Origin of the sequence: Thalassotalea euphylliae (assembly GCF_003390335.1) — a bacterium.
GTDB classification, from domain to species: domain Bacteria; phylum Pseudomonadota; class Gammaproteobacteria; order Enterobacterales; family Alteromonadaceae; genus Thalassotalea_F; species Thalassotalea_F euphylliae_B.
In genome coordinates this window covers 339,162-366,123 of record NZ_QUOU01000001.1, presented here as the reverse complement: position 1 = coordinate 366,123, position 26,962 = coordinate 339,162, and the positions used below count along the sequence as shown (strand labels likewise).

Here is a 26,962-nt window from a genome sequence, read left to right as displayed (position 1 = left end):
ATGACCAAACTAAGCGCCCTAACCGCAGTGAAAAATTCTCCTGATTACTTTAAATTTTCCGTGTTAACTTTGGCGTTTTGCCTGCTCGCTTGTCTAACAAGCTTACCGCTTGCTGCGGAGCAAAAAATACAAAGTTTGTCATTGCGCGATGGTTTAACAAACCCACAAGTGTATGATGTTGTCAAAGACGCTCAAGGGTTTATCTGGTTTGGCACTGCGGACGGGGTAAAAAGGTTTGATGGCTATGGTTATACCTCATTTAAACATCAGCGCCAGCAGCCGAGCTCTCTGTCCAATAACAATATCAGTGTCATGCTCACCGATCGCCAAGACAGGCTTTGGGTCGGCACGTGGGGCGGAGGCATTAACTTATACCAACCCGCTAGCCAAGATTTTGTGCACTTTCGCCATGATCCGTTAGTGCCCTCCTCTATCGCTTCCGATAAGATTCAGGCAATTCATGAGAGTAAATCAGGCGCTATCTGGTTTGGCACCAATGGCGGTGGCCTAAACTTATTTGATAGTAAGGCAGGTCACTTTACCCGTTTTACGAATGATCCTGATAACCCCGCAAGCTTGGGCCACAACCGAGTATGGAGCATTCAAGAAGACGCCGACAGTAATATCTGGGTCGGTACCTCAGACGGGCTATACAAAAAATTAGGTGACAGCCCGGCCTTTAAAAAATTTGGCACTGGCCCGCAAGGCTTAGATCACCCTGAGGTACGAGCGCTTTATATTAATGGCAAAGGGCAGATTTGGCTGGCGACCAGAAAAAGTTTTGGTCGTTTCTACCCCTCCTCAAACCGCTACGAGGCTTTTGCCTTTCCCAGTGGGGCTATTCCTAGTATAACTAAAATCACCCCCTATCAAGATGCTTTATTACTGGCGACATTTGCCGGAATTTATCGCTTTAATATCCTCTCGAATCAATTTGAACCTGCATCTAGCAAAGGTGATTGGGCATTACTACATAATCGTGATATTCGCCAGGTTATGGTCGATGACAACGAGCTACTGTGGGCAGCCACACGCTATTCTGGGGTCAAAAAAATTCACCTACAACCGCCCAATTTTGATGGTTGGACTAACTTTCTACCGGAGCAAATGCTAGCAGGATTATTTTCTCAAGTGCATTCTATCGCGCCAAAGCCCGATGGCGCACTATGGCTTGGCACAGGCAGAAGCATTGTCCACTTTGATGGCAAGGGGGCCTTTATTCCCAACCTGCCGCAAGCAAGCTTGGACAGCCTTTTAAGACTCAGAGTCAATACCTTAAAGTATGACAATATCGGAGGACTATACCTAGGCACTAACTTTGGTATTTTTTATCTGGCAGAATCGGCCACAAGCCCAGTTGAGGTTGAATTAGCTTGGGCGGGCGAAAATAGCAACACACTAGAATTGCTCGATTATGATCAACAAGGCTGGCTATGGCTCGATCAGGTAAAAGATCGCAATGTTGTCCGTTGGAACCCAGCAACTGACCAACTGCAATACTTTTTACAAGATGTCGATGCTGAATTTACCTTTGTCGACAGCCAAGGACATGCTTGGGTTGGCACGAATGGCGAAGGTTTGTTTTGGATAGACCCTAACTCAGGCGAGACTAAAAACTACAGCCCCAATTCCCAGCCCAGTGCGCTCAGTGACTTTATCGTCAACTCAGCGCTACAAACAGATAAAAATACCTTGTGGGTTGCCACTAATCGCGGCCTAGATAAACTTTCACTCGACACTGGCCTAATTGAACATATCAGCTTAGATATTGAAGATGTTGGCTTTGCCGTATTTTCTATTGTTGCCGATCAACAAGGCATCCTATGGCTAGCCACAGCAAAAGGTATCTATCGCTTAAACCCTGACACTAAGGCCTTTCACTTCTATACCATTAATGATGGCTTACATAGCAATAACTTTTTACCGCGCTCAGCGGCATTAGCCTCCAATGGTCATGTTTATTTTGGCAGTATTGACGGATTAACGGGTTTTGACCCTAGTAAGATACAAACCGATGAATTCGTCGCCCCATTAGCCATTACCCGTGTAGAAGTGGACGGCGTAAATGTCTTTCCTATTCCAAGTACGCTCAAGTTACCCCATCATTACAAGCAGTTAACCATTACCTTTGCGTCATTAGATTACCGCGCCAGTGAAGATAATCAGTATCGTACCCGCTTAACCGGTTATCTTGATGAATGGACGGGAATTAGCCAAGAGCAAAGTGTTTCATACGCCAGAATGGAGCCAGACACTTATGTGTTTGAGGTAATAGGCAGCAATAAGCACGGCATTTGGAACCCTGTTGCACAGCAGCTAACAATAGAGGTTGTGCCAGCCTGGTACCAAACCTTATGGTTTAAAACCTTAGCGCCACTACTTATCCTCTTACTCGTGCTTGGCATCTATGTTAATCGCCTTAGAGAGCACAAAAGAACGGAAGAATACTTATCTAAACAAGTTGACCGTAAAGCCAATGACATCTTTGTTTTAGGGGATGTCGGTAAAGATATTGCCTCAACCACAGATATGGACGAATTAGGCAAACTCCTATTTAAACGCCTCGACTCTAGCCTGCATGCCCAAACCTTTGCTTTAGGCCTCTATCGGCCAGAAACCAAGCGCGTCGAACTGATCTTCTCCTTAATCAGAGGGAGGCGCCGCCACCATATCACCTTAGATGCAGCCAAGCCGAATAAACCGATTTCCTGGACGATTCACCATCAAAGAGAATTTATCGCCAGCACTGATAGCGAGTGGCGCAATTTTGATATGGCTCCTAGAGATAGCCTAAATGGTGAAAATACCCAAACGGTTGTTTGTCAGCCGCTGATGTCAGGTAATACCCTTGTTGGTGTACTGACCGTACAAAGTGATGAAACACAAGCCTTTGATCCTTCACAAATTAATATCTTGCGTATTGTCTCCAGCTTTGCAGCGGTGGCAGTCTCTAACATGCTTTCTTTTCAAGAGCTCGCCAAAGCTGAAGAACGCATGGATATGGCCATGCAGGCGGCCAACGTTGGCACCTGGGAGTGGCAACCAGACACAGGCGAGATGATCACCAATGATGTTTGGGCCACTATGATAGGTCATGAGCGCGACAACTTAGTAGCTGAATATGGCGCTCATGTTAATCAGCTGCAATATTTAGTGCACCCAGACGACTTAAAGCCCGGCCTCAATAAACTGAATAATCATTTACTGACCAATGCAGATTTTCGCCATGAATTAAGAATGAAAACCGCTGAGGGTGACTGGAAATGGATATTGAGTACTGGTAAAGCCATGCCGAATAAGCATGATTCCAGTAGCTTTAAGGTCTTTGGCGTTCACATCGATATTAGTGACGTAAAAGTCATGGAAGCGGCTTTAACGGAAGCAAAAAATAATGCCGAAAGTACTGCTCAGGCAAAATCTGACTTTTTATCAAATATGTCGCATGAGATCAGAACACCGATGAATGCCATTATTGGTATGAGTCACTTAGCGCTGCAAACAGAGTTAACTAGCAAGCAACAGAACTACATTGATAAAGTCCATCAAAGTGCCAACTCCTTGCTTGGTATCATTAACGACATTCTAGACTTTTCTAAAATTGAAGCCGGCCGCCTTGAGATAGAAAAAATAAATTTTTATTTAGACGATGTATTAAATAACCTGATCAATGTGATTGGCTTTAAAGCGGCTGAAAAAGCCGTTGATTTATACTTTGATATCGCGCCGGATGCCCCCACTGCGCTGACAGGCGACCCCTTGCGCATCGGGCAAATACTGCTCAATTTAGTCGGTAATGCGATTAAGTTTAGTGATCAAGGCGGCGAAGTCATTATTAAAGTTTCTGCCTTATCGATTGCAGATGAGCAATGCCAATTACAGTTTTGTATCTCCGATAATGGCATCGGTATGACCACGGAGCAGCAACAAAATCTATTTCAATCGTTTAGTCAGGCTGACTCTTCTATTACCCGAAAATATGGCGGTACCGGGTTGGGCTTAGCCATTTGTAAAGACTTAACTGCGTTGATGGGTGGCGAAATCTGGGTTGAGAGTGAGCAAAATTGCGGTAGTCACTTTTTCTTTACCTTACAACTCGGCGTACAAGCGCAACAAGCAAGCGAATTTATTCCCACCAATATTAGCGAACTGAATATTCTAGTAGTCGATGACAGTGACAGCGCCCGATCAACTATCAGCGGCCAGTTAGCTAGCCTTAAATTAGCCCATGCAACAGTTGCCACAGGGGTATTGGCGGTGGATTATTTAACCCTGCACAACCAGACTAGCGTAAATAACAAAAAGCCTATCGATTTAGTACTGATGGATTGGCAAATGCCTGACATGGATGGCTTGGAAACCATCGCGGCGATCCGTGCTAGCGATATTATTTCGCGTCAACCTAAGATCATTATGCTCACCTGTTTTGGCCAAGAGCCTCAACAAACGACTTTTAACCAGTTTGGTATTAGCGCCAGCCTTGCAAAACCTATCACGCCGTCAAACCTGTATGAAGCGATAGTCGCAGCCACTCAAGTAAACAGCACTAAGCAACAACTAGTATACAAGGCACCCGCCAAACAAGAATCATTAGCGGGCGCTAAGTTGTTACTGGTTGAAGACAATAAAATGAACCAAGAACTCGCTTGTGAATTGCTCGCCAATGCAGATATTGAAGTCGTCGTTGCTGACAACGGGCAAATCGCGGTCGATCTGGTCAAAAGCCAATACTTCGATGGTGTTTTGATGGATTGTCAAATGCCGATTATGGACGGATATACAGCAACAGCTGAGATCAGGGCGCTATCTGAATTTGCCGATCTGCCCATCATTGCCTTAACGGCCAACGTAATGGCCAGTGATCTTGAACGAGTCAAAGCATGTGGTATGAATGCACATATTGGTAAACCAATTAACGTTGGTCAAATGTTCAACACCTTGGCGCGTTGGATAACACCAGCAAGCCCTCAGCTCACCAGCCAAATAAGCAAGGTAGATCTAGCAGCCAAAGACGAATCACTGCCTTTTAACCAGCTTGACGGTATTAATGTCAATACTGGTTTAGCTGCCACCAATAACAGTGTATCGCTTTATAAAAAACAACTATTACGGTTTTTGAGCAGCTACCAAGACTTTGCGACAATCTTTAATGAGGCACTGTCACAGTCAGATATCGATAGTGCCGCTCGAGAGGCACATACCTTAAAAGGCATAGCCGGAACCATCGGCGCGTACCAGCTCTACCAAGAAGCGGCTGAGCTAGAGCAGCTATGTCGAGAATCCGCGCCATTAGATGATGCATTAACTCGCTTACTAGCTGAACTAGACTTGGTACTCACCAGTATAGACTCGGTGCGAGAACACTTAGTACCCGCAGAGCAACAGCAAGGCGGCGATGTCGATACTAGCCTAGTGAAAGATCAAATAGCAGGTTTGATTGCTCGATTGGAAGACTACGATATTAATGCCACTGAAATATTAACTAAACTAACACCAGCGCTAAGTAACCACGAGGTAAGTGATACGTTTACCCAAATACAAAAAGCGATGGACGAGTATGACTTTGATAGTGCGACCGAGCATGCTTACCAACTACAGCAAAAGGTTGGGGAGCTTTGCTAGCAAGAGCTGCGGTTAAAGAGTTTTGTAATGGCGGCTAATAAAATGGCAAGGGCAATAGCAGATTTATGCACTGGTGCTGAGGTTTCTGTGACACAACACCAGTACCTATTTTTACACGCATTTAATGGCATCCAGCTTTACTAATTCATAAATGCAAAAAAGGCCGCTTTCGCGACCTTCTTAACGTGTATTCTAGCATCTATTGATGATTGGTATTCGGGCTATCCCTGCCCTCACCCCGCTGGAGCCGCACTTTGTGCGTTCTAATTTGCTCCAGACAAATTAGTCGATGCTTTTCTTAGGGATAGCGATACAACACCAGCACCTAATATCACCTGCTTTGTTGCTGCACAAATTTACTAAATCCCAAACGCAAAAAAGGCCGCTTTCGCGACCTTTCTCAACGTGTATTCTAGAATCTATCGATATTATTCGATGCTTCTTTTAGGTATAGCGATACAATACCAGCACCTACTATTGCTTGCTTTTTTCATCAATTATTTCTGAAATTTAAAAGCAAAAAAGAGCACCGAAGTGCTCTTTTTAAGTGTTCGATGTGAACTAAATATCGATATTACTCGATAATTTTAGATACAACACCAGCACCTACTGTGCGGCCACCTTCACGGATAGCGAAGCGTAAACCTTCGTCCATCGCGATTGGGTTGATTAGCTCAACAACAAACTTCAAGTTGTCGCCAGGCATTACCATTTCTACACCTTCTGGAAGCTCTACAGCACCAGTGATGTCAGTTGTACGGAAGTAGAACTGTGGACGGTAGCCTTTGAAGAATGGCGTGTGACGGCCACCTTCGTCTTTAGTCAATACGTATACTTCTGACTCGAACTTAGTGTGTGGGTTGATTGAACCAGGCTTACATAGTACTTGACCACGTTGTACTTCGTCACGCTTAGTACCACGAAGAAGAACACCACAGTTCTCACCCGCACGACCTTCGTCAAGAAGTTTACGGAACATTTCAACACCAGTACAAGTAGTAGTTGTAGTTTCTTTGATACCTACGATTTCTACGTCGTCACCTACTGTGATGATACCACGCTCAACACGACCTGTTACTACAGTACCACGGCCTTGGATTGAGAATACGTCTTCGATTGGTAAAATGAAGTCACCGTCGATTGCACGCTCTGGCTCTGGAATGTATGTGTCTAAGTGGTTAGCAAGTTCTAATACTTTCTCTTCCCACTGTGCTTCACCGTTAAGTGCGCCTAATGCTGAACCAGCTACTACTGGTAAGTCATCACCTGGGAAGTCGTATTCAGAAAGTAGTTCACGGATTTCCATTTCTACTAACTCAAGTAACTCTTCGTCATCTACCATGTCACATTTGTTCATGAATACGATGATGTAAGGTACACCTACTTGGCGAGAAAGAAGGATGTGCTCACGAGTTTGTGGCATTGGACCGTCAGTCGCAGCACATACTAAGATTGCGCCGTCCATTTGTGCAGCACCAGTGATCATGTTTTTAACGTAATCGGCGTGACCTGGACAGTCTACGTGTGCGTAGTGACGTGTTTCTGTGTCGTACTCGATGTGAGAAGTATTGATTGTAATACCACGCTCACGCTCTTCTGGAGCGTTATCGATTTGAGCGAAATCTTTTACTTCACCACCGTGAGTTTTTGTTAATACTGCAGAGATAGCAGCTGTTAAAGTAGTTTTACCGTGGTCAACGTGGCCGATAGTACCAACGTTTACGTGCGGTTTCGAACGTTCAAATTTTTCTTTAGCCATTTTACATGTACCTTAAAGATTACCAATTAAATTTAATTTTTAGCACTTAGCGACTGTTGACCACTGAGCAGCAAGGCACTGATTGTAGAGAAAGCGTATTCTCTTGTCAAAGCAATGCCAGTGCCTTGTGCACCACCACTAAAGTGCGAGAAAGTTCACCTTTAAAAAAGGCTAGCCCCCTCGGGATTCAATAACTGAGTCAGCTACTGCTTTTGGAGCCTCTGCATACTTAGAAAACTCCATAGAATAAGAGGCGCGACCTTGTGTTGCGCTACGTAAATCAGTTGCGTAGCCAAACATCTCTGCCAATGGCACAAGCGCGTTAACGAGCTTCATACCAGCAGGGCCTTCGTCCATCCCATCGATCATGCCGCGACGACGGTTTAAATCGCCGACCACATCACCCATGTTCTCTTCTGGCGTTGTTACTTCAACTTTCATCATCGGCTCTAATAGTGCTGGATTGGCTTCCATTGCACCTTTTTTAAAGCCCATAGACGCAGCGATTTTAAACGCCATTTCGTTAGAGTCAACATCATGGAATGAACCATCGTATAATGTGACTTTAACGCCAAGCAGCGGATAACCGGCTAATACGCCAGATTCCATCTGCTCTTTACAACCTTTTTCAACCGCTGGGATGTATTCTTTTGGAACCACACCACCAACAATTTCATTCACGAATTCGAAACCATCGCCTTCGATAGGTTCCATTTTCAACCAGACATGACCAAACTGACCACGACCACCTGATTGGCGAACAAACTTACCTTCTACTTCAACCGTTGAACGAATGCTTTCACGGTAAGCAACTTGCGGCTTACCAACATTACAATCCACTTTGAATTCACGCATCATGCGGTCAACAATGATATCTAAGTGTAGCTCACCCATACCAGAAATGATGGTTTGGCCTGACTCTTCATCTGTCTCTACGCGGAACGACGGATCTTCTGCCGCTAGCTTGCCTAACGCGATACCCATTTTCTCTTGGTCAGCTTTCGTTTTTGGCTCTACCGCCACTGAGATTACCGGCTCAGGGAATTCCATACGCTCTAGCGTGATAATGTTGTTGTTATCACAAAGCGTATCACCAGTAGTAACATCTTTTAAGCCAATTGCAGCTGCAATATCACCCGCGCGAACTTCTTTAATTTCTTGACGGTCATTTGAGTGCATTTGCACGATACGACCAAAGCGCTCTTTCTTACCTTTCACTGGGTTGTAAACACTGTCACCAGTTTGCACAACACCTGAGTAGGTACGGAAGAAAGTTAATGTGCCAACAAATGGGTCTGTGGCGATTTTAAATGCAAGCGCAGCAAATGGCGCATTATCATCAGCTTCGCGAACACCTTCAGACTCGTCTTCATTAATACCTTTAATGGCTTCAACTTCAGTTGGTGCTGGTAAGTACTCAATTACCGCATCAAGCACCGCTTGCACGCCTTTGTTCTTAAAGGCTGAGCCACAAGCACATAATACAATCTCGTTAGCAAGTGTGCGTTGGCGAAGACCGACTTTGATTTCATCTTCTGACAGATCACCTTCTTCTAGGTATTTCTCCATCAAGTCATCATTAGCTTCAGCCGCTTCTGAGACTAGGTTCTCACGCCATTCTTCGGCAAGCTCAACCATATCTGCTGGAATGTCTTCATAAGTGAAGGTCATGCCTTGATCGGCTTCATTCCAGTTAATCGCTTTCATTTTCACTAGGTCAACAACCCCTGTGAAATCTTCCTCGCTACCAATCGCTAACTGCATAGGTACCGCATTAGCACCTAAGCGGTTTTTAATTTGATCAACAACATTTAGGAAGTTTGCGCCCATACGGTCCATCTTGTTGACGAATACCATACGTGGCACTGAATACTTTTCCATTTGGCGCCAAACCGTTTCGGTTTGTGGTTGTACACCTGAAGACGCACATAGCACTAATACTGCACCATCAAGTACACGTAATGAACGCTCTACTTCGATAGTGAAATCAACGTGACCCGGAGTATCAATGATGTTTACGCGGTGATCTTCAAATTGCGCGTCCATACCTTTCCAGAAACAAGTCGTTGCAGCTGAGGTAATAGTAATACCACGCTCTTGCTCTTGTTCCATCCAGTCCATGGTCGCGGCACCGTCGTGCACTTCACCGATTTTATGAGATAGACCCGTGTAGAAAAGTACACGTTCTGTTGTTGTTGTTTTACCTGCGTCAACGTGAGCACAAATACCGATATTACGGTAACGCTCAATAGGTGTTGTACGAGCCACTTATGTATCCTCTGTGCTAGGGCAACATTTAAACGATTACTGATCATCGTTAATGTGTTGCCTTAAACTAACTTTAAAAAGTACTCAATGCAGATAAACACTTTTGAAAATTAGTCGCCTTTAAAAGCGTCAATAACTCCCTGTAGGGAGTATAGAAAAGCGTAGTGACAATAAGATGTCACTACGCTTGCCTTTATATTACCAACGGTAATGTGCGAACGCTTTGTTCGCTTCGGCCATACGGTGAACGTCTTCACGTTTCTTAACCGCTGAACCTTTGTTCTCAGCTGCATCTAACATTTCGTTAGCTAGACGCTGAGCCATTGATTTTTCACCACGTTTACGAGCTGCTTCAACTAACCAACGCATGGCTAGCGCGTTACGACGTACTGGACGAACTTCAACTGGAACTTGGTAAGTAGAACCACCAACACGACGAGACTTAACTTCAACCGCTGGGCGGATGTTTTCTAGCGCTTCTTCGAAAAGGTCTAGGTGTTCTTTCTCGTTGTTTTTTTCCGCTAAGATGTCTAGTGCACCATAAACGATTTTTTCTGCAACAGCTTTTTTACCATCAACCATAAGGATGTTGATGAATTTTGCTAATAATTCGTTACCGAACTTCGGGTCTGGCAATATTTTACGTTGCCCTACGACGCGTCTTCTTGGCATTTTAAATTCTCCGATATAGCTTCAGGATATTCCCAAAACAATTAAAAATTAAAAGTTAGTTTGGCCTTACTTGACGGAGAACCGTTAAGATTTAGGGCGCTTAGCACCGTACTTAGAACGGCCTTGTCTACGATCGTTAACACCTGAACAGTCAAGTGCGCCACGAACAGTGTGATAGCGAACACCAGGTAAGTCTTTAACACGACCACCACGGATTAAGATAACGCTATGCTCTTGTAAGTTGTGACCTTCACCACCGATGTAAGAAGTAACTTCAAAGCCGTTAGTTAAACGTACACGAGCTACTTTACGTAGTGCTGAGTTAGGTTTTTTAGGTGTAGTAGTATATACACGAGTACATACACCACGACGCTGTGGACAAGCTTGTAACGCAGGTACGTTACTTTTTTGTACTTGTCTGACACGTGGTTTACGTACCAATTGGTTAATAGTTGCCATTATAGCTCCTGATTAAGTTAAAACATGTGCGAACATCAGTAGTACCTACCAACTTCACACCCTCTTAAACGTGTAAAAATCAAACCTTTTAAAAACTACGCAACTAGGCACAGATTAAAAGGTCGCAGAATTCTAATGGTCAAGCTTTGAACTGTCAAGCAAAAAGCGATTAAGGATCCTTTTTGACGATAATTAAGGATCTTTGGGGGAATGAATGGTGAGTTAAGGATGATAGGCAGTGCTTGAATTAGTTACGACTTAGCAATATCGAGCATTTATTTATTCAGACGAGAAAGCCCATTTGAAATACTTGTAATACTTAAATCATCAAGCTGTGGTATAAAAGAGATATTCACATATAAAAAAGGCCGCTCAGTTGAGCGGCCTTTTCAGTCATCATTCAGTGCTATGGTTTATAACACTGGATCGTTTTGATCGTTTGACTCAGCGTCTAAGTCAGCATTTAGTGCGTCACTTAGTGCTTGCGCTGCTTCGTCAGCTGATACTGTTACTTCTTCTTCCATCGCCGCGTTGCGCTTGCGCATACGGTCTTGATGGTAAGCGTAACCCGTACCTGCTGGGATTAAGCGACCAACGATAACGTTCTCTTTCAGGCCACGTAAACCGTCTTTCTTACCTGCTACAGCAGCTTCAGTAAGTACACGCGTAGTCTCTTGGAACGATGCCGCCGAGATAAATGATTCAGTGGCAAGTGATGCTTTGGTAATACCCATCATTTGCATCTCGTATTCAGCTGGCTGCTTGCCTGCGGCTTCAAGTTCACGGTTTGCGATATTAACGCGCGCCACTTCTACTTGTTCGCCTTTCAGGAATTCTGAATCACCACCGTCAACGATTTCACACTTACGGATCATCTGACGAACGATAACTTCGATGTGCTTATCATTGATTTTTACACCTTGTAGACGATAAACGTCTTGAACTTCGTTCACGATGTAGTTAGCAACATCTGCTACGCCACGTAGACGTAAGATATCATGCGGCGACTCTGGACCATCGGCAATAACTTCACCTTTCTGAACAGATTCACCTTCGAATACGTTAAGTTGACGCCACTTAGGAATCATCTCTTCGTATACAGTACCGTCAGGTTGCGTGATCAATAAGCGACGCTTACCTTTCGTTTCTTTACCGAAACCAATGATACCCGTCTTCTCAGCAAGAATGGCAGGCTCTTTCGGCTTACGCGCTTCGAATAAGTCAGCAACACGCGGCAGACCACCGGTAATATCACGAGTCTTCGAAGACTCTTGTGGAATACGTGCTAATGCGTCACCGATACCAACTTCTGCACCATCTTCTAGGTTAACGATTGCGTTACCCGGTAAGAAGTATTGCGCTGGAATATCAGTACCTGCGATCATCACATCGTTACCCGCCGCATCAACTAGCTTAACCATAGGGCGCATTTCTTTACCCGCGGAGCTACGTTGGTTTGGATCGGTAATTACAATGCTAGATAGACCGGTTAACTCATCGGTTTGGCGAGTCATTGTTAGACCTTCGATTAGGTCAACAAATTTGATCTTACCCGCTACCTCAGTGATGATTGGATGCGTATGTGGATCCCAGTTTGCTACTGTTTCACCTGCTTCAATCGCATCACCGTCTTTCTTCGCTAATACCGCACCGTAAGGCACTTTGTAACGCTCTTTCTCACGACCTAACTCGTCAATAACTGTCAGCTCAGAAGAACGTGAAGTAATAACTACATGGCCTTCAGAGTTGTTAACGAACTTAGCGTTTTGCAGTTTAAGCGTACCCGTGTTCTTCACTTGTACTGAGTTTTCTGCCGACGCTCGTGATGCCGCACCACCGATGTGGAACGTACGCATGGTTAGCTGTGTACCTGGCTCACCGATTGACTGTGCCGCAACAACACCAACTGCTTCACCTTGGTTGATCATGTGACCACGTGCTAGGTCACGACCGTAACAGTGGGCACAAATACCAAAGTCAGTCGAACAAGTAATAATTGAACGTACTTTCACTTGGTCAACAGAGTGCTCTTCTAACACATCACATAATTTTTCATCAATTAGTGTGTTACGCGGTAGTAATACATCTTCAGTACCAGGAATTAGTACATCTTCACAAACAACACGACCTAGTACACGTTCACGTAATGGCTCAACAACGTCACCACCTTCGATTAGCGGTGTCATGGTTAGACCATCGTGCGTACCACAGTCATGTTCAGTGACTACTAAATCTTGTGCCACGTCTACTAGACGACGGGTTAAGTAACCCGAGTTCGCTGTTTTAAGTGCGGTATCGGCTAGACCTTTACGAGCACCGTGAGTTGAGATGAAGTACTGAAGTACGTTTAGACCTTCACGGAAGTTCGCGGTGATTGGCGTTTCAATGATTGAACCATCTGGTTTTGCCATTAGACCACGCATACCCGCTAGCTGACGGATCTGAGCGGCACTACCACGAGCACCCGAGTCAGCCATCATGAAGATAGAGTTGAATGAGTCTTGCTCTTCCATCTCACCGTCACGGTTTTCAACGCTTTCTTTCGATAAGTTGTCCATCATCGCTTTCGACACTTTTTCGTTCGCTGATGACCAGATATCGATAACTTTGTTGTATTTCTCACCCGCAGTTACAAGACCTTGGTCAAACTGCTCTTGGATTTCGGCAACTTCTTCTTCCGCACCGTCGATGATAGTGTACTTCTCATCTGGGATAACCATGTCGTCAATACCAACAGACGCACCCGCGATCATCGCGTAGTGGAAACCTGTGTACATGATGTGATCAGCAAAGATAACTGTCTCTTTAAGACCTAAGTTACGGTATGCATGGTTAATTAAGCGTGAAATTGGCTTTTTACCTAAAGGCTGGTCGATTAGCTCGAACGGTAAACCTTCAGGACAGATTTGCCATAAAATGGTACGACCAACCGTGGTGTCTTTTAACACTGTTTGCGCGACTAATTCACCGTCTTCGTTACGAACGTGCTCAGTGATACGCACTTTAACGCGCGCGTGAAGCTCAGCAACACCAGTGCGGTACGCTTTTTCTGCTTCAGCAGCTGAAGCGAATACCATACCTTCACCTAAACCGTTAACACGGTCACGCGTTAGGTAGTAAAGACCTAATACAACGTCCTGTGAAGGAACGATGATTGGGTCACCATTCGCTGGTGATAATACGTTGTTCGTTGACATCATTAACGCACGCGCTTCTAATTGCGCTTCTAACGTTAACGGTACGTGAACCGCCATTTGGTCACCATCGAAGTCGGCGTTGTATGCCGCACAAACTAATGGGTGTAAATGGATTGCCTTACCTTCGATAAGTACTGGTTCAAACGCTTGGATACCCAATCTGTGAAGTGTTGGTGCACGGTTAAGCATTACTGGATGTTCACGAATTACTTCGTCTAATACATCCCATACTTCTGCGCCTTCGCGCTCTACTAATTTCTTAGCGGCTTTAATCGTTGTTGCTAAACCACGTGCTTCTAACTTGCCGTAGATAAATGGCTTGAATAGCTCAAGTGCCATTTTCTTAGGAAGACCACACTGGTGTAAACGTAACGTTGGACCTACAGTGATTACAGAACGACCTGAGTAGTCAACACGCTTACCAAGAAGGTTTTGACGGAAACGACCTTGCTTACCTTTGATCATGTCAGCAAGTGATTTCAGTGGACGCTTGTTAGAGCCTGTAATTGCACGACCACGACGACCGTTATCTAATAACGCATCAACAGACTCTTGCAGCATACGCTTCTCGTTACGTACGATGATGTCTGGTGCTACTAGGTCAAGAAGACGCTTCAAACGGTTGTTACGGTTGATCACACGACGGTAAAGGTCGTTCAAATCAGACGTTGCGAAACGGCCGCCATCTAGTGGAACTAGTGGACGTAAATCTGGCGGAAGAATTGGCAGAACAGACATGATCATCCACTCTGGCTTGTTGCCAGATTGAGCGAATGCTTCCATTAACTTCAAGCGCTTAGTGATTTTCTTACGCTTAGTTTCTGAACCGATTTCTGGTAACTCTTCACGCATTTGTGAAATTTCACCTTCCAAATCGATTTGTTGAAGCAGCGCTAATACTGCTTCAGCACCCATTTTCGCGTCGAACTCGTCACCGTGCTCTTCTAATGCGTCTAGGTACTCTTCTTCTGTTAAGATTTGGCTCTTTTCAAGCGTTGTCATACCAGGTTCTGTTACTACGTATGATTCGAAGTAAAGAACACGCTCGATGTCGCGTAATGTCATGTCTAAAAGAAGACCGATACGTGATGGCAATGATTTTAAGAACCAAATATGCGCTACTGGGCTTGCTAGTTCGATGTGACCCATACGCTCACGACGAACTTTTGTTAATGTAACTTCAACGCCACATTTTTCACAAATGACACCGCGGTGTTTAAGGCGCTTGTACTTACCACAAAGACATTCGTAATCTTTTACTGGGCCGAAAATACGGGCACAGAATAAACCGTCACGCTCTGGCTTGAACGTACGGTAGTTAATTGTTTCAGGCTTTTTTACTTCACCGAATGACCAAGAACGGATCAAGTCTGGTGATGCCAATCCGATGCGAATACCATCGAATTCTTCAGTTTGATTTTGTTGCTTAAGAAACTTAAGTAAATCTTTCACACTCTATCTCCTGTCGGAGTTAACCTTTTTAGAGGGGAATGACTCCCCTCCTCGTATGCTAACGGTAATGTTTATACCAGTCAGCTAGTAGCGCTTGGCCAGTTATTCTGCGTCTAACTCAATGTTGATACCTAAAGAGCGGATCTCTTTAAGTAGTACATTGAATGATTCAGGCATACCTGGTTCCATACGGTGATCGCCGTCAACAAGGTTTTTGTACATCTTAGTACGACCGTTAACGTCATCCGACTTAACCGTAAGCATTTCTTGTAGCGTGTAGGCAGCACCGTATGCTTCAAGTGCCCATACCTCCATCTCACCGAAACGCTGACCACCGAACTGAGCTTTACCACCTAGTGGTTGCTGAGTTACTAGTGAGTAAGAACCAGTAGAACGGGCGTGCATCTTGTCATCCACTAAGTGGTTCAGTTTCAGCATGTACATGTAACCTACCGTTACAGGACGCTCAAACTTACGACCAGTACGACCGTCAGTAAGCGTGAATTGACCGCTTTCTGGCATGTCTGCTAACTTGAATAAGTCTTTAATTTCGCGCTCGCTCGCACCATCGAATACTGGTGTTGCGATTGGTAAACCTTCACGAAGGTTTTGCGCTAGACGCATGACTTCATCATCAGAGAAGTTGTCGATATCTACGTCTTGGCGAGATTCACCTAAGTTGTACACTTCTTTAAGGAAGCTACGTAGTTTCTCAACTTTTTGTTGCGCCTTGATCATGCGATCAATCTTCTCACCGATACCGCGTGCCGCCATACCTAAGTGAGTTTCTAAGATCTGACCGATGTTCATACGCGACGGTACACCTAGTGGGTTAAGCACGATATCAACTGGTACACCGTTCTCGTCGTATGGCATATCTTCTACCGGTACAACATTTGAGATAACACCCTTGTTACCGTGACGACCCGCCATCTTATCACCTGGCTGGATGCGACGTTTAACCGCTAAGTAAACCTTAACAATTTTAAGTACGCCCGGCGCTAAGTCATCACCTTGAGTGATTTTACGGCGCTTAGTTTCGTACTTCTTGTCGAATTCCGCTTTGATGGTTTCGTGTTGCTCAGCGATTTGCTCAAGCTCAGATTGCTGACCTTCATCGCTCAGGTTTTGTACTAACCACTTGTCACGTGACATGCTGTTAAGCTCAGACTCGTTCATGCCAGCGGCTAGTAATAGCTTCTTAGCACGTGCATAGATGCCATCTTCTAAAATAGAGAACTCGTCACCTAAGTCTTTCTTAACTTCTTTCAGCTGCATTTCTTCAATTTCTAATGCACGCTTGTCTTTTTCTACACCGTCACGCGTGAAGATTTGTACGTCGATGATAGTACCTGATACAGAGTTAGGTACACGTAAAGAGCTGTCTTTAACGTCAGCTGCTTTCTCACCGAAAATCGCACGTAAAAGTTTTTCTTCTGGCGTTAACTGCGTTTCACCTTTAGGCGTTACTTTACCTACTAGGATGTCACCGCCTTTTACTTCCGCACCGATGTAAACAACACCAGACTCATCTAGCTTGCTTAACGCTGATTCACCAACGTTTGGAATATCAGACGTAATTTCTTCTGAGCCAAGCTTAGTATCACGAGCGATACAGCTTAATTCTTGGATGTGAATCGTGGTGAAACGGTCTTCTTGCGCTACGCGCTCAGAAAGCAACATCGAATCCTCGAAGTTGTAACCATTCCAAGGCATGAACGCCAAACGCATGTTTTGACCAAGTGCTAATTCACCCATGTCTGTTGACGGGCCATCAGCTAACACGTCACCACGTACAACTGGGTCACCCATGTGAACGTTAGGACGTTGGTTAATACAGGTGTTTTGGTTTGAACGTGTGTACTTAGTTAAGTTGTAGATGTCGATACCCGCTTCACCTGGGATCATTTCATCTTCGTTAACTTTTACGACGATACGAGAAGCGTCGACGTAATCGATAACACCACCACGTTTAGCAACGGCTGTTACACCAGAGTCAACCGCTACAATTTTCTCCATACCTGTACCAACAAGTGGCTTGTCCACTTTTAATGTAGGTACAGCTTGACGTTGCATGTTCGAACCCATCAAGGCACGGTTAGCATCATCATGCTCTAGGAATGGGATAAGTGATGCAGCAACAGAAACGATTTGCTGTGGCGATACGTCCATGTATTGAACAGTATCTTTCGACATTAGCGTGAATTCGTTTTTGTGGCGACACGGTACTAAGTCACTGGTTAAACGACCTGCTTCATCACGCTCAGCATTTGCTTGTGCGATTACATAGTTACCTTCTTCAATCGCAGATAGGTAATCTACTTCATCAGTTACTACGCCATCGACAATCTTACGGTATGGTGTTTCTAGGAAACCATAATCGTTAGTGCGCGCGTAACATGATAATGAGTTAATTAGACCGATGTTTGGTCCTTCCGGCGTTTCGATAGGACAAACACGACCGTAGTGCGTTGGGTGAACGTCACGTACTTCGAAGCCTGCACGCTCACGTGTTAAACCACCTGGGCCTAAGGCAGAAATACGACGCTTGTGCGTTACTTCTGATAACGGGTTGTTTTGGTCCATGAACTGTGACAGTTGTGATGAACCGAAGAATTCTTTAACCGCAGCAGAAATAGGCTTAGCGTTGATTAAGTCTTGTGGCATTACCGCGTCTAAATCACCTAGTGATAAACGCTCACGTACTGCACGCTCAACACGTACTAAACCAACACGGAATTGGTTCTCTGCCATTTCACCTACTGAACGGATACGACGGTTACCTAAGTGATCGATATCATCCACTTCACCTTTACCATCGCGAATCGCGATTAAGGTTTTCATTACGCGGATAATGTCGTCGTTTGATAACGTACCTTCACCAGTCGACTCTTCAAGACCAACACGGCGGTTGAACTTCATACGACCAACCGTTGATAAGTCGTAACGCTCTAATGAGAAGAATAAGTTAGCGAATAAGCCTTCAGCTGCATCTTTTGTTGGTGGCTCACCAGGACGCATCATGCGGTAGATTTCAACTAAGGCTTCTAAACGGTTAGTTGTACTATCAATACGCACGGTATCTGACATGTAAGAACCGACATCGAATTCATTCATGTAAAGCGTATTAAGTTGCTTGTGGCCTGCTTGGCTAAGCGCTGCTAATAGCTCTAGTGTGATCTCAGCATTTGCTTCTGCGATCACTTCGCCAGTTGACTCGTCAACATAGCCTTGAGATAGCACTTTACCAACGATGTATTCAGCTGGTACTTCAAGCTCAGTCACATTTTCTTTGCCTAACGTACGAATATGACGGGCAGTAATACGACGACCTTGTTCAACAAGTACATCACCATTTGGTAATTTCACGTCAAATGTTGCGGTTTCACCACGTAAACGCTCAGGCACAAGTTCCATAATTAACTTGTCGCCTTTGATTTCGTATGACGTTGTGTCGTAGAACATCGCTAGAATTTCTTCTGTTGAGTATTCTAATGCACGTAAAATAATCGATGCAGGTAACTTACGACGACGGTCAATACGAACGAATAAGTTGTCTTTCGGATCGAACTCAAAGTCTAACCAAGAACCACGGTAAGGAATTACACGTGCGTTGTATAACACTTTACCTGAAGAGTGAGTTTTACCTTTATCGTGATCGAAGAATACACCAGGTGAACGGTGTAACTGAGACACGATTACACGCTCTGTACCATTAATAACGAACGTACCGTTCTCTGTCATTAATGGGATTTCGCCCATGTAAACTTCTTGCTCTTTGATATCTTTTACGGTGCCCGCTGGTGCTTCTTTATCGTAAATTACCAAACGTAATTTTACGCGTAGCGGCGCTGAGTAAGTAACACCACGGATTTGACATTCTTTAACATCAAATAATGGCTCACCTAAACGGTAGCTAACGTATTGTAATTCTGAACTACCAGAATATGCTTTGATCGGGAAAATTGAACGAAATGCGGCTTCTAAGCCGGTTTCGCCAGTAGGGTCAATATCAATGAACTTACGGAAAGATTCGAGCTGGATGGACAACAGGAATGGATAATCCATAACCTGTGCACTTTTACCAAAGTCCTTTCTAATTCGTTTCTTTTCAGAGTAGGAGTATCCCATGGGGTTCCTCAGCTAGCTGGGTTGTACCGAATCCACTTTACCTTTGTCGACAAAAGCTAAAGCGGGCTTTTTGCTATGACATTAAATGCCAAGTTGATTAGGCACTTGCCTGAGGTTTATGGCAAATACTCAATCAACTTGGCTTAAGTCTAATTTTTAGTTGTAGTGCAGGTTATAAAATGAGCTAACCTACAATACTGCACTGTTTCGCTTAGAAAAAAAACCTTTTACTTGGATTAGCATTAGGCTTTTCAAATTTTAGCGTTATTTAGCGCAAAAAGGCCGGTGACGTTTAAATCACCAGCCATTGCCTGATTAGGCAGCTAATCTGTCAGATGACAGATTACTTGATAACAACAGTAGCGCCTGCTTCTTCAAGTTCAGCTTTAAGAGCTTCAGCTTCTGCCTTCTCAACACCTTCTTTAAGCGCTTTAGGAGCTGATTCAACAACTTCTTTCGCTTCTTTAAGGCCAAGACCTGTAGCACCACGAACAGCTTTGATTACAGCAACTTTGTTGCCACCGAAGCTTTCTAGGATTACGTCGAATTCAGTTTGCTCAGCAGCAGCACCGCCTGCATCACCACCAGCAGCAACAACAGCAGCTGCAGCAGTTACGCCGAACTTCTCTTCCATTGCTTCTACTAATTCAACAACTTCCATTACTGACATTTCAGCAATAGCGTTTAGGATATCGTCTTTAGAAATAGACATAATTCAATTTCCTACAAATAAAACAGTTTAAAACTGTTTGATAAATAACTATTAAAACAAAAACCGCGTATGTGTAATGTAAAATTACGCAGCTTCTGACTCTTTCTGATCGCGAACTGCTGCAATTGTACGAACAAGTTTGCCTGCAGATGCTTCTTTCATTGCGCTCATTAACTTAGCGATAGCTTCGTCGTATGTAGGTAACTTAGCTAACATAGCTACGTCTACTACATCACCTTCGTACGCTGCTGTTTTTAATTCAAAGATTTCGTTTTCTTTGGCGAAATCAGAGAAAATACGTGCAGCAGCACCTGGGTGCTCGCTAGAGAATGCGATTAGTGAAGGACCAACGAATGAATCTTTCAAACACTCGAATGGAGTACCTTCTACTGCGCGACGTGCTAGGGTGTTACGAACAACTTTCATCCATACACCGTTTTCACGTGCTTGCTTACGCAATGCAGTAATCGCTTCAACTGTTACACCGCGAGAATCGGCAACAACAGCTGACTGAGCGCCAGCGGCAGCTTCTTGAACTTCAGCAACAATTGCTTTTTTGTCATCAAGATTGATAGCCATTGGCTTTACTCCTGGTTCACCGGTTAAACCGGTAATTCATATCCCCTAAACCAATTAGTCATGCTATTACACAGACCAATCCGTCTAGGCCATTACGGCGAGGACCAGAAATTTAAGGAAATTTCACGGTAATCACCATCTACGCAGGCATTAATTAAGAATACGCAAGCCAGTTTAATACGCAGTATTTCACCGTTTTACTATTCACCTACGGTCTTTGACGGGACTGTTTGATTTAACCGACTCAACCCGTTTAAACGAGTTAATTTGGATAAGTCGCCCAGCTCCTACCAAAATAAAGGGGCAAAATTATAGTTCAATAATTCACCCCTGTAAAGTTTCTACTCGAGAAGATTAGAAGTTTAGTGAACCTTGTTCAACTGAAACGCCAGCACCCATAGTAGTAGATACTGAAATCTTCTTGATGAATTGACCCTTAGCGTTTGCTGGCTTAGCTTTCTTCAGCGCTTCCAACAATGCTTCTAAGTTCTCTTGTAACTTAGCGTCTTCGAAATCAACCTTACCGATAGTTGTATGGATGATGCCGTTTTTGTCGTTACGGTAACGGATTTGACCAGCTTTTGCGTTGTTAACCGCAGCAACTACGTCAGGAGTTACAGTACCAACTTTCGGGTTAGGCATAAGGCCACGTGGACCTAAGATTTGACCTAACTGGCCAACTACGCGCATTGCATCAGGAGTTGCAATTACTACGTCGAAGTCCATTTGACCTGCTTTAACTTGCTCAGCAAGGTCTTCCATACCAACTACGTCAGCACCAGCTTCTTTCGCTTTGTCTGCGTTTGCACCTTGAGTGAAAACAGCAACGCGAACAGAACGACCAGTACCGTGTGGTAATACTGTAGCACCACGAACGTTTTGATCTGATTTACGAGCATCGATGCCAAGGTTTACAGCAACATCTACACTTTCAGTGAACTTAGCTGTAGCAAGTTCTTTTAAAAGAGTGATAGCTTCGTTGATTTCGTAATCTTTTAATACGTCTACTTTTTCACGGATAAGACGAGCGCGCTTTGATAATTTAGCCATTCGATTAACCCTCTACCACTAAGCCCATTGCACGAGCAGAACCCGCGATAGTACGTACAGCTGCGTCCATGTCGCCTGCTGTAAGATCTGGTTCTTTCATCTTAACGATTTCTTCAAGTTGAGCACGTGTAACAGTACCTACTTTTTCAGTGTTAGGACGACCTGAACCTGACTTGATACCAGCAGCTTTCTTAAGTAAGTAAGATGCAGGTGGAGTCTTAGTTTCGAACGTGAAAGAACGGTCATTGTATACAGTAATTACTACTGGAACTGGAGCACCTTTGTCTAAAGAATCTGTTTTTGCGTTGAACGCTTTACAGAATTCCATGATGTTCACACCGTGTTGACCAAGAGCTGGACCAACTGGTGGTGACGGGTTAGCTGCACCAGCAGCTACTTGTAGCTTGATTAAAGCTTGGACTTTTTTAGCCATCTTTAAAAATTCCTTTGTTATGGGTGGTTATCGCTAGTTCTTTCGAACACTACACATAGGAAATGTGTTAGCTCCCCGGTTAATAAATTTGCGTTTTTAGAACAAATTTTCATTCGCTCAAATAAAAACGGCAGCGGATTATAAATTAATCAACACTGCCGTTTCAAGTTCTTTTTCTCTGCTTATCGCAAAGAGCTAATAAATCGTGTTATTCGCTCTTCTCAACTTGGCCGAATTCTAAATCAACTGGTGTTGAACGACCAAAGATAAGTACCGATACCTTGATGCGGTTTTTCTCGTAGTCAAGCTCTTCAACCACACCGTTAAAGTCAGCAAATGGACCATCGATAACACGAACCACTTCACCCACTTCAAACAATGTTTTCGGCTTAGGCGCATCAGTTTCTTCAAGACGCTGTAAAATGCGATCCGCTTCTTTTTTAGTAATTGGCATTGGACGATCTGAAGTACCGCCAATAAAACCAAGTACACGTGGTACAGACTTCACTAAGTGCCACGCTTCTTCATCCATCGCCATTTCAACTAATACATAGCCCGGGAAGAATTTACGTGCTGACTTACGCTTTTGACCAGCGCGCATTTCCACAACTTCTTCAGTCGGTACTAAGACCTGACCGAATTTATCTTCTAAGCCGTGAATTTCAATGTGCTCTAAAAGTGTTTTTTGAACACGCGCTTCATAGCCTGAAAACGCTTGTACAACATACCAACGTAGTTTTGGTTTGTTTTCGCCAGTTACGCTTTCAGTTAACGTTTCTTCAGACATTCTCTATACCTGTAAACCAGTGATGAAACCTACTACCCAGAACAATACTGAGTCTAGACCCCATAACAATAATGACATAATAAGGGTAGCAACTAATACGATGCCTGTTGTTTGCACGGCTTCTTGACGTGTTGGCCAAACCACTTTGCGTACTTCCGTACGAGACTCTTTGGCAAAGGCAACAAAGGTGCGACCTTTTTCGGTTTGCATGGCAACTAGACCGGCAACAATAATCGCTGCAACAACGCCAATTGCGCGGAACAGAACTGACTGCTCAGCAAAGTAAAAGTTACCGACAACGGCACCACCTAATAGCAGGAAGATTACGCCCCACTTTACTCCATCAAGAGAACCCGTTTCTTGGTTTTCTGCACTTGCATTCATAAATTCGACCTGTATTTTCCGTCTAGCTAGACAAACCAACCTTTGCAATCGCAAAGGCTACAGTACAACCGTTGTACTTAAATTTGGCAGGGGTAGAGAGATTCGAACTCCCAACCGTCGGTTTTGGAGACCGCTGTTCTACCAATTGGAACTATACCCCTTCGTCTTTTAACGAACTTCATCGAGAAGTTCTCAACCAAAATTTGGTTACACTTGTCGGGTGATTCTTAGTTTGTTTGGGAAAAATTAAGACTAACACGAGAAGTGAAGCGACATTATACTGAGTCAAGTATTTTACTCAAGCGATATTTGCCCAATGCCAATGCTTAATTTGAGAATAAAATATCGCATGAATAACATCGAGATCTTGATAATCCGTCAATTGCCCACACTTTCGGTACCTCGATGTCTTACTCTAATGATACACAGTGCTTCTTTTAAACAACACCCTATATTTCGCTCAAGGTACCACTCGAAAGTGCTATTTGCATCCTCGCAACCCTAATCTGTGTGTGAAAATTCCACTGCAAAATCAACTAAAAAGGCAACGAGGAATATTGCGTAGTATCGAACGTGAAAATACTTACTACCAAAAACTAATCAAAAATAACATCTCATGGTCACACTTATGCCAGTACCACGGCGATGTCGAAACCAATTTAGGTACAGGCAGTATTTACCAAGTGATTCGCGATACCAATGGCGAAATCGCCAGTAATTTAGAATACTACTTACAGCAGAAAAACTTTATTCACGACTATCAAAATCAGCTAATAATCGCACTAAGAGCGTTATTCGCTTATATGATAAATAACACAATAGTGACAACATCACTATTGCCCAGAAATATTGTGCTTACCGGCGTGCCAGACAACTTTAAATTAACCGTAATCGACGATATCGGTAACTCGGAATGGCTTAAAGTTTCAGAGTTAACAACCGCATTAACCATAAGAAAAATCAGACGTAAATGGCATAAAATGCTCGCTAATATGCAAGCAAAATACGAAGGGCTATCTAAATCCCTAATTGACGATGTATTAAATACCTAATAGTAAGAAAGTAACTAAAGCCAGGCTGTATTTACACTCTGCATTCACCAATCGACAAACACAGTTTAGCGCTTGCTAGCCACCTAGCAAGCAATTGCGAAGCCAAAAAGGTTTATCTCTAAACCAAAGCGTCATCACCCATTTTTCACCCGACTTAACAGGCGCGCCGCGATGAATACTGTTTAGCGCGCGTTCGCCGTTATCATCAATATTACTAAAAGCGATGATTTGTCCTGTTTTGGGTGATAGCGACAGTTGAGGCACTTTAAACTCGGTTTGCCCGCCAGCGAAATTTTCATTCATGTTTAATATGCCCGTTGTTACACGCTGGCCAAACTGCGTAAGTTGCTGCTGGATGTTATCGTTATGAGGGTAAATATGATCGTAGTGCCAGTGGTAATATTGGCCCGGTAAATAACGCAAGATAACTGGCGGCTCTGCATAACGAATATCGGTACCTACCATGTTCGCAGTTAGGCGCTCCATAATCGCTAACTCAAGCGATACATTAGGTAACGGTGTGTAAAAGTTACTGTTGTTGCGAATTGACTCATCTTTACTACCCGCACCTTGTGCGCCAAACAAGGTAACATCTTTTAGCTGCGGCGCCACTTGCTGACGAACATTGTTAAACAGGCTCTCAGGAAGTTTTGATAGCGCAGTTGTCGCAGCATCACCGTGACAGCTCGTTTCCCCTTGCCAATTTACAATAGCGCTGACATAGCCCAGCGTTCGATACAATGTATTATGATCAATTGACTCTGTAGGCACTGAGTTGGCGATTAATACATCGTCTACGGATTTCTGATCAACAGAATCAGATGCATTATCGCCAAACAAGCTAGCAAGCTGCTCAGGTGATATCACTTGCCAATTAAGTGCATATGCTATTGCTAGGACTTGCTCTTCAAATAAGGTGGGACTTCTCAACATGTGGACGAACCATGCTAGTGCAAATTGCTCATCGCGCTCGGCAATGGCCAGCACAGTTTGCTTTCGCAAATAACCCGCTTGTTTTTCTTCAAGACATTCTAATAGTTGCATGTCAGCAAGCTTATCGGAATTTCCCTTGGATAAACACTAACAACCCCCAATAGTTTTTTGGTCAGTCACATTAGCTGTTGCAGTGCCGTCAACTAGCCTTGGCTCTGCGACTTTGATGTAAGTAAATACTTGCACCCAATAAACCGGGCTGTAGCTCAGTGATAACATAAGTGGGGATGTTAGCAAGGTAATCTTGAAATGGCGCTTTTGCGATAAAACGCTGCCGGAAATCACTTTCGGCGAAATACGGTAATATTTTAGGCACAATACCACCGGCAATATAAACACCGCCAAAACTGCCCGTAATTAATGCTAAGTTGCCCGCAAAGCTGCCCAAAATGTTACAAAATCTTGCTAGAGCTTGCTCACATATGTTGCATTCACGGGCACAAGCAAGATGTGATATTTGATCTGCTCGGTATGGTTTAGCGCTAACAGATGAATACTGACAAAGCACTTGATAAATATGCTCGATGCCTCGACCTGAAAGTAACAGCTCGTATGACGCCCTGCCAAAGCGCTTATACCAATTGAATTAATTAATTGATCAATTCAGAGCGTTGTCAGCGGTGGGAGAACAAGCCAAATTTTTGTTGATATAGTTATTCTACATCTCATCAATTTGGCGCTGTTATCGCGACGCTGACACGCTCCCAAAGGGCGAATTTAAAAGGCTCATATGCGGCGTTATTGATTTTGACAAGGGAGCGACCATTCTCTGCAATCAATGCCTTGCCTCTAAGCCTTTTAATTCTCGCTGAATGATTAAGTAGTTATTTCAATTGGTATTAGTTAAAAAGTGAAATATAGCGAGCTCTACTTCATCGGTTGGCGCATAGTCAACATGGCCTCCCTCGCCATTAATCGTCAGCCATTGTCCACACCCATTAGGCGATATGCTTGCCGTCCCCAAACCTGTACCGGGGCCGCAAATTGCAATTGGCGAATTCTCAACCACCTGGCCACTACCGACTTGATATTTTTGACTGTCGCTCAGCGCAGGAACGGCATGTGCGATTGCTGTGTAATCATTAATCACAATGAGTTGATTTAGCTTTAACTGGGCTGCTAGCACTTGCTGGCTGAACGACCAAGGAAGGTTCGTCATGCTAACTATGTCGTTGTCAGTTGGACATGCGATAGCCAAGCAAGCATTAATACGATAACTATTGAGGTTGAACCGCTCAATATAAAAACGAAGCGCTTCACAGAGGCTTTGATACTGACGGCATTCTAGCACCATCAGGTGCTCAATCTGCAATTTCGCGTTAGTGATACCAATGCGAATATTGGTACCACCGATATCGGCAACTAAATTAACTTCCTGTGTCGTCATAAAGCGCTTTCATCCGCTGTTAAAGGCT

16 protein-coding genes, 1 tRNA gene and 1 pseudogene are annotated in these 26,962 nt (G+C 44.0%); 2 read left to right on the top strand and 16 right to left on the bottom strand.

The window, feature by feature from the left end; genetic code table 11:
* Complete coding sequence (locus DXX93_RS01560) at positions 1-5,619, top strand: response regulator (RefSeq protein WP_116006513.1); 5,619 nt, start codon at positions 1-3, stop codon at positions 5,617-5,619.
* A gap of 574 nt (positions 5,620-6,193) precedes the next feature.
* Here the strand turns inward: DXX93_RS01560 and tuf are convergent.
* From tuf to DXX93_RS01495, 13 genes are all read right to left on the bottom strand, one after another.
* On the bottom strand, positions 6,194-7,378 hold the full coding sequence (tuf, locus tag DXX93_RS01555) for an elongation factor Tu (RefSeq protein WP_116006486.1): 1,185 nt from the start codon (positions 7,376-7,378) through the stop codon (positions 6,194-6,196).
* A 171-nt stretch (positions 7,379-7,549) separates the two neighbouring features.
* Positions 7,550-9,646, bottom strand: a complete 2,097-nt coding sequence (fusA, locus tag DXX93_RS01550; protein WP_116006512.1) for an elongation factor G — start codon at positions 9,644-9,646, stop codon at positions 7,550-7,552.
* Positions 9,647-9,844: 198 nt separating this feature from the next.
* Positions 9,845-10,318: a 30S ribosomal protein S7 gene (gene rpsG, locus DXX93_RS01545; protein WP_115998793.1), complete on the bottom strand. Its 474-nt coding sequence runs from the start codon at positions 10,316-10,318 to the stop codon at positions 9,845-9,847.
* A gap of 84 nt (positions 10,319-10,402) precedes the next feature.
* The gene (gene rpsL / locus DXX93_RS01540; protein WP_116006511.1) at positions 10,403-10,777 is read right to left on the bottom strand and encodes a 30S ribosomal protein S12; all 375 of its coding nucleotides are present in this window, start codon (positions 10,775-10,777) and stop codon (positions 10,403-10,405) included.
* Positions 10,778-11,190: 413 nt separating this feature from the next.
* Positions 11,191-15,426, bottom strand: coding sequence for a DNA-directed RNA polymerase subunit beta' (gene rpoC / locus DXX93_RS01535; RefSeq protein ID WP_116006510.1), 4,236 nt, complete (start codon positions 15,424-15,426; stop codon positions 11,191-11,193).
* A gap of 102 nt (positions 15,427-15,528) precedes the next feature.
* Entirely contained in the window at positions 15,529-19,557 is a 4,029-nt protein-coding gene (gene rpoB / locus DXX93_RS01530) for a DNA-directed RNA polymerase subunit beta (RefSeq protein ID WP_116006509.1), read from the bottom strand.
* 343 nt (positions 19,558-19,900) lie between these two features.
* On the bottom strand, positions 19,901-20,269 hold the full coding sequence (gene rplL, locus DXX93_RS01525; RefSeq protein WP_115998790.1) for a 50S ribosomal protein L7/L12: 369 nt from the start codon (positions 20,267-20,269) through the stop codon (positions 19,901-19,903).
* Positions 20,270-20,353: 84 nt separating this feature from the next.
* Positions 20,354-20,848 carry a 50S ribosomal protein L10 gene (gene rplJ, locus DXX93_RS01520; protein ID WP_115998789.1) on the bottom strand — a complete coding sequence of 165 codons (495 nt, stop codon included), beginning with the start codon at positions 20,846-20,848 and terminating at the stop codon, positions 20,354-20,356.
* A gap of 354 nt (positions 20,849-21,202) precedes the next feature.
* Positions 21,203-21,898, bottom strand: coding sequence for a 50S ribosomal protein L1 (gene rplA / locus DXX93_RS01515; protein ID WP_116006508.1), 696 nt, complete (start codon positions 21,896-21,898; stop codon positions 21,203-21,205).
* Positions 21,899-21,902: 4 nt separating this feature from the next.
* Positions 21,903-22,331 carry a 50S ribosomal protein L11 gene (gene rplK, locus DXX93_RS01510; RefSeq protein WP_115998787.1) on the bottom strand — a complete coding sequence of 143 codons (429 nt, stop codon included), beginning with the start codon at positions 22,329-22,331 and terminating at the stop codon, positions 21,903-21,905.
* 208 nt (positions 22,332-22,539) lie between these two features.
* Complete coding sequence (nusG, locus tag DXX93_RS01505; protein WP_115998786.1) at positions 22,540-23,118, bottom strand: transcription termination/antitermination protein NusG; 579 nt, start codon at positions 23,116-23,118, stop codon at positions 22,540-22,542.
* A gap of 3 nt (positions 23,119-23,121) precedes the next feature.
* Positions 23,122-23,502 carry a preprotein translocase subunit SecE gene (secE, locus tag DXX93_RS01500; protein WP_115998785.1) on the bottom strand — a complete coding sequence of 127 codons (381 nt, stop codon included), beginning with the start codon at positions 23,500-23,502 and terminating at the stop codon, positions 23,122-23,124.
* A gap of 84 nt (positions 23,503-23,586) precedes the next feature.
* Positions 23,587-23,663: transfer RNA gene (locus tag DXX93_RS01495), tRNA-Trp, on the bottom strand.
* 267 nt (positions 23,664-23,930) lie between these two features.
* Between DXX93_RS01495 and DXX93_RS01490 the strand changes: the two genes are divergently transcribed.
* A complete protein-coding gene (locus DXX93_RS01490) occupies positions 23,931-24,554 on the top strand; it encodes a YrbL family protein (RefSeq protein ID WP_116006507.1) in 624 nt (207 codons plus the stop codon).
* A 75-nt stretch (positions 24,555-24,629) separates the two neighbouring features.
* On the opposite strand, the gene DXX93_RS01485 is transcribed toward DXX93_RS01490, so the two are convergent.
* The 3 genes and pseudogenes from DXX93_RS01485 to DXX93_RS01475 all read right to left on the bottom strand — a co-directional run bounded on the left by DXX93_RS01485 (position 24,630) and on the right by DXX93_RS01475 (position 26,934).
* Positions 24,630-25,598, bottom strand: a complete 969-nt coding sequence (locus DXX93_RS01485; protein ID WP_116006506.1) for a prolyl hydroxylase family protein — start codon at positions 25,596-25,598, stop codon at positions 24,630-24,632.
* 88 nt (positions 25,599-25,686) lie between these two features.
* A pseudogene (locus DXX93_RS01480) lies at positions 25,687-26,109 on the bottom strand (glucokinase); the annotation flags it as partial.
* A gap of 267 nt (positions 26,110-26,376) precedes the next feature.
* Positions 26,377-26,934, bottom strand: a complete 558-nt coding sequence (locus DXX93_RS01475; RefSeq protein ID WP_116006504.1) for a glucokinase — start codon at positions 26,932-26,934, stop codon at positions 26,377-26,379.
* Between the last annotated feature and the right edge of the window lie 28 nt (positions 26,935-26,962).

What these genes read in the sequence shown, in the direction of transcription:
- rplL (WP_115998790.1), bottom strand. Translation starts at nt 20,269, where the DNA reads ATGTCTATTTCTAAAGACGATATCCTAAACGCTATTGCTGAAATGTCA.
- tuf (WP_116006486.1), bottom strand. Translation starts at nt 7,378, where the DNA reads ATGGCTAAAGAAAAATTTGAACGTTCGAAACCGCACGTAAACGTTGGT.
- rpsL (WP_116006511.1), bottom strand. Translation starts at nt 10,777, where the DNA reads ATGGCAACTATTAACCAATTGGTACGTAAACCACGTGTCAGACAAGTA.
- rpsG (WP_115998793.1), bottom strand. Translation starts at nt 10,318, where the DNA reads ATGCCAAGAAGACGCGTCGTAGGGCAACGTAAAATATTGCCAGACCCG.
- secE (WP_115998785.1), bottom strand. Translation starts at nt 23,502, where the DNA reads ATGAATGCAAGTGCAGAAAACCAAGAAACGGGTTCTCTTGATGGAGTA.
- DXX93_RS01485 (WP_116006506.1), bottom strand. Translation starts at nt 25,598, where the DNA reads ATGCAACTATTAGAATGTCTTGAAGAAAAACAAGCGGGTTATTTGCGA.
- rplA (WP_116006508.1), bottom strand. Translation starts at nt 21,898, where the DNA reads ATGGCTAAATTATCAAAGCGCGCTCGTCTTATCCGTGAAAAAGTAGAC.
- nusG (WP_115998786.1), bottom strand. Translation starts at nt 23,118, where the DNA reads ATGTCTGAAGAAACGTTAACTGAAAGCGTAACTGGCGAAAACAAACCA.
- rplJ (WP_115998789.1), bottom strand. Translation starts at nt 20,848, where the DNA reads ATGGCTATCAATCTTGATGACAAAAAAGCAATTGTTGCTGAAGTTCAA.
- DXX93_RS01560 (WP_116006513.1), top strand. Translation starts at nt 1, where the DNA reads ATGACCAAACTAAGCGCCCTAACCGCAGTGAAAAATTCTCCTGATTAC.
- rpoB (WP_116006509.1), bottom strand. Translation starts at nt 19,557, where the DNA reads ATGGGATACTCCTACTCTGAAAAGAAACGAATTAGAAAGGACTTTGGT.
- DXX93_RS01475 (WP_116006504.1), bottom strand. Translation starts at nt 26,934, where the DNA reads ATGACGACACAGGAAGTTAATTTAGTTGCCGATATCGGTGGTACCAAT.
- rplK (WP_115998787.1), bottom strand. Translation starts at nt 22,331, where the DNA reads ATGGCTAAAAAAGTCCAAGCTTTAATCAAGCTACAAGTAGCTGCTGGT.